Source organism: Chitinimonas sp. (genome assembly GCF_041904975.1).
In the GTDB taxonomy this organism is placed as follows: Bacteria; Pseudomonadota; Gammaproteobacteria; order Burkholderiales; family Chitinimonadaceae; genus Chitinimonas.
This window is the reverse complement of the sequence record NZ_JAYRLZ010000343.1, coordinates 1-4,026: the sequence shown is the minus strand read 5'-3', so window position 1 is coordinate 4,026 and position 4,026 is coordinate 1. Positions and strand designations below refer to the sequence as shown.

The following is a 4,026-nucleotide window of genomic DNA, read 5'->3' as shown; positions in this document are numbered from 1 at the left end:
GCTGCAAAGCCTTCCAGTGCGGCGTCGCCATGTACCGAGTCGACCAGGCAGGCGAGGGCGGCCTGAGCGTCGGTCATATTATTGGCTTGCTGTAGCTGCCGCTCGGCCAGCTCGCGCATCGCCGGCTCGTCCAGTTCGCTCAGGAACGATAGCGCCACGTTCTGCAGCGAACGGCGCGCCACTTCGGCTGCATCAAAACGATAAGCATCGCTCGATTGCAGGCGGCTATGGCAGGCCTTGAACTCGGCGCGCAGTGCCTGGGCGAGGCCCTGCTTCATGGCATTGCGCGCGGCGCGGATCGCATCGGGGTAGATCTCGCCTTGCTGGTCGGCCAGATAGGTTTCGGCTGGCAGGGTCAGCATCAGGGCAACCAGGGCCGGGTCCAGCGCAGCATTGCTGAGGACGCGGCGCAATGCCTCGACCAGGTCGCTGGCGATGGTCAGCGCTTCGCCCTGCCGGGCAGCGGCGATCAGGCTGTTCAGGTCTTGCAGCATCAGCGTCTGAGCGGCTTCCCAGCGGCAGAATGCATCGCTGTCGTGCGCCATCAGGTGAATCAATTGGGCACGGCTGTACGGGAAGTCGAGTTTCACCGGTGCCGAGAAATTGCGCAGCAATGAAGGCACCGGCTCGGCGGCGATATTGATAAAGGTGAACTGCTGGCGCGCTTCCGTCAGCGACAGCACGCGGCTGCCGGCCTGCGCTGTCGGCTCGCCGGTCAGTTGCAGCGGCAGATCGTTCCCGTCCATGCCGACGAGACCCAGGGCCAGCGGGATATGGAAGGGCAGCTTGTCTGCCTGGCCTGGCGTGGCCGGGCAGTGTTGCGCTACGTCGAGCGTATAGCTTTGCGCCGCCGCATCGTAGTGGCCACGCACTGTCAGCACCGGCGTGCCGGCCTGGGAGTACCAGCGGGCAAACTGGCTGAAATCGACGCCATTGGCATCGGCCATGGCGGCGCGGAAGTCGTCGCAGGTGACCGCCTGGCCATCATGGCGCTTGAAGTACAGATCCATGCCACGGCGAAAGCCGTCGCGGCCGAGCAGGGTCTGGTACATGCGCACCACTTCGGCGCCTTTTTCGTAGACGGTGACCGTGTAGAAGTTATTGATCTCGATATAGTTGTCCGGGCGGATCGGATGCGCCATCGGGCCGGCATCTTCGGCAAACTGGTGGGTACGCAGGGTGCGCACCGCCTCGATGCGCTGTACCGAGGCGCTGCCCATATCGGCGGAGAATTCCTGGTCGCGGAACACGGTCAGGCCTTCCTTCAGCGACAGCTGGAACCAGTCGCGGCAGGTCACGCGGTTGCCGGTCCAGTTGTGGAAGTACTCATGGGCGATCACCGCTTCGATACCGTCGAAATCCACATCGGTGGCGGTGTCGGGGCGGGCCAGCACATACTTGGTGTTGAAGATGTTCAGGCCCTTGTTTTCCATGGCGCCCATATTGAAGTCGCCAACCGCCACGATCATATAGGTGTCGAGGTCGTACTCGAGGCCGAAGCGTTGCTCGTCCCACAGCATCGACTTCTTCAGCGATGCCATCGCGTGGTCGCATTTGTCCAGATCAGCCGGCTCCACCCAGATTTCCAGCGCCACTTCACGACCGCTGCCGGTGGTGTAGCTGTCGGCCAGCAAGGAAAGCCTGCCGGCTACCAGGGCAAACAGATAGGCGGGCTTCTTGAACGGGTCGACCCACTTTACCCAGTGGCGGCCACGATCCATGGCGCCTTCGCCCACCTTGTTGCCATTGGATAACAGCACCGGCCATTTGCTCTTGTCGGCAATGATGGTGGTGGTAAAGCGCGCCATCACATCCGGGCGGTCGAGGTAGTAGGTGATCTTGCGAAAGCCCTCGGCTTCGCACTGGGTATAGAAGTTGCCGCCGGAGCGATACAGGCCGTTCAGGCTGGTATTGGTTTCCGGATGGATGATGGTCACCACTTCAAGAATGGCGCTATCGGGCATATTGGCGATGATCAGCGCATCCACCGCCAGTTCGTAGCGGTCGCTATCGAGGGTTTCACCGTCGAGCTTGATCGATTCCAGTGTCAATTCCTCACCGACCAGGTGCAATGGTGCGCGCGGGTCGGGATGGGCGGGGTTGCGGTGCAGCACCAGGCGCGACAGTACCCGCGCTTGCGTCTCTTCCAGCTCGAAAGTCAGGTCCACCTTGTCGATCAGAAAGGCCGGCGGGGTGTAGTCCTTGAGCAAGATGGGCTGGGGAGCGCTGGAGTCGAGTTTGGCCATGGGGTGTCGGATCTCGGTTTGCGGCGATAGGCGGGGTGCTGGCTATCGCATCGGCATGATTGGCAAAGGCGCGATTATATGCCGATCTCGCTAGCCGGGCATGGCGCGCATATGCGGCTAAGACGATATCGATAGACGAAAAGATTCGTTATTGGCAACAAAGGGCGCTGCTATCCTGCCACGATCAAAAATTGCCGGCGCACACCGACATGTATGTTTATGACGACTACGACCAGCAACTGGTCAATCAGCGCGTTGCCCAGTTTCGCGACCAGACGCGTCGCTTTCTGAGCGGCGAGCTCGGCGCCGAGGAGTTCCGCCCGCTGCGCCTGCAAAACGGCCTCTACATCCAGCGGCATGCGCCGATGTTGCGGGTGGCCATTCCCTATGGCCATCTGCGCAGCGATCAGCTACGCAAGCTGGCCGATATTGCCCGCCGTTATGATCGCGGCTACGGTCATTTCACCACCCGGCAGAATATCCAGTTCAACTGGCCCAAGCTCGAAGATGTGCCGGAAATCCTGGCTGAACTCGCCACGGTGCAGATGCACGCGGTGCAGACCAGTGGCAATTGCGTGCGCAATACCACTACCGACCAGTTTGCCGGGGTGGCGCACGATGAATTGATCGACCCGCGCCCCTGGTGCGAAATCATCCGGCAGTGGTCGACCTTCCACCCGGAATTTGCCCATCTGCCGCGCAAATTCAAGATTGCCGTGTCGGGCTCGCTGCAGGATCGCGCCGCGACCCTGGTGCACGATATCGGCCTGCATGTGGTGAGCAATGCAGCCGGCGAGACCGGATTCCGGGTGATCGTCGGCGGCGGGCTTGGCCGCACACCCATCGTTGGTGCGGTAATCCGCGAGTTCTTGCCGAAACAGCACTTGCTTAGCTATCTCGACGCGGTACTGCGCGTCTACAACCGCTACGGCCGTCGCGACAACAAATACAAGGCGCGTATCAAGATCCTGGTCAAGGCGATGACGCCGGAAGCATTCGCCGCCAAGGTCGAAGCGGAGTGGGCCTACCTGAAAGACGGCCCTACCACCCTGACCCAGGCCGAGATCGACCGGGTGGCGCAGCACTTTACTGCGCCTGCTTACGAGGCCCTGCCCGGCGACGATGCGGCCTTTCTCGCCTTGCAGGCCGAGAACAAGGCGTTTGCGCGCTGGGTGCAGCGCAATGTGTTTGCCCACAAGCAGCCGGGCTATGCAGCGGTGACACTGTCACTGAAGGCGACCGGCATTGCCCCCGGCGACGCGACCGACCGCCAGCTCGACGGGGTGGCCGATCTGGCCGACCGTTACGCCTTTGGCGAGATTCGCGTCAGCCATGAGCAGAACCTGATTCTGGCCGATGTCAAACAGGCCGATCTGCCCGCCGTCTGGGAAGCCGCCAAAACGCTGGGTTTTGCCACACCGAATATCGGCCTGATCACCGATATCGTCTGCTGCCCAGGCGGCGACTTCTGTGATCTGGCCAATGCCAAGTCGATTCCGATTGCTGCAGGCATTCAGCAGGTGTTCGATGATCAGGACTATTTGTTTGACCTGGGTGAAATCGATCTGAATATCTCGGGTTGCATGAATTCCTGTGGTCATCACCATATCGGCCATATCGGCATCCTGGGTGTGGATAAAAGCGGCTCGGAGTGGTACCAGATTTCGCTGGGCGGCCGTCAGGGCGAAGCGGCCAGCCTGGGCAAGGTAATCGGCCCGAGCTTTGCGCAGGACGATGTACCCGGAGTCATCAAACAGATCATCGAGGTGTTTGTTGAACA

General features: G+C 61.3%; 2 protein-coding genes. One reads left to right on the top strand and one right to left on the bottom strand.

The window, feature by feature from the left end; all coding sequences use genetic code 11:
* Positions 1 to 2,246 (bottom strand): aminopeptidase N (pepN, locus tag ACE3OH_RS20430; protein ID WP_374357482.1); only part of this gene is annotated, 2,246 nt, incomplete at its 3' end.
* A gap of 209 nt (positions 2,247 to 2,455) precedes the next feature.
* On the opposite strand from pepN, the gene ACE3OH_RS20425 reads away from it, so the two are divergent.
* Positions 2,456 to 4,026 (top strand): nitrite/sulfite reductase (locus ACE3OH_RS20425; RefSeq protein WP_374357479.1); only part of this gene is annotated, 1,571 nt, incomplete at its 3' end.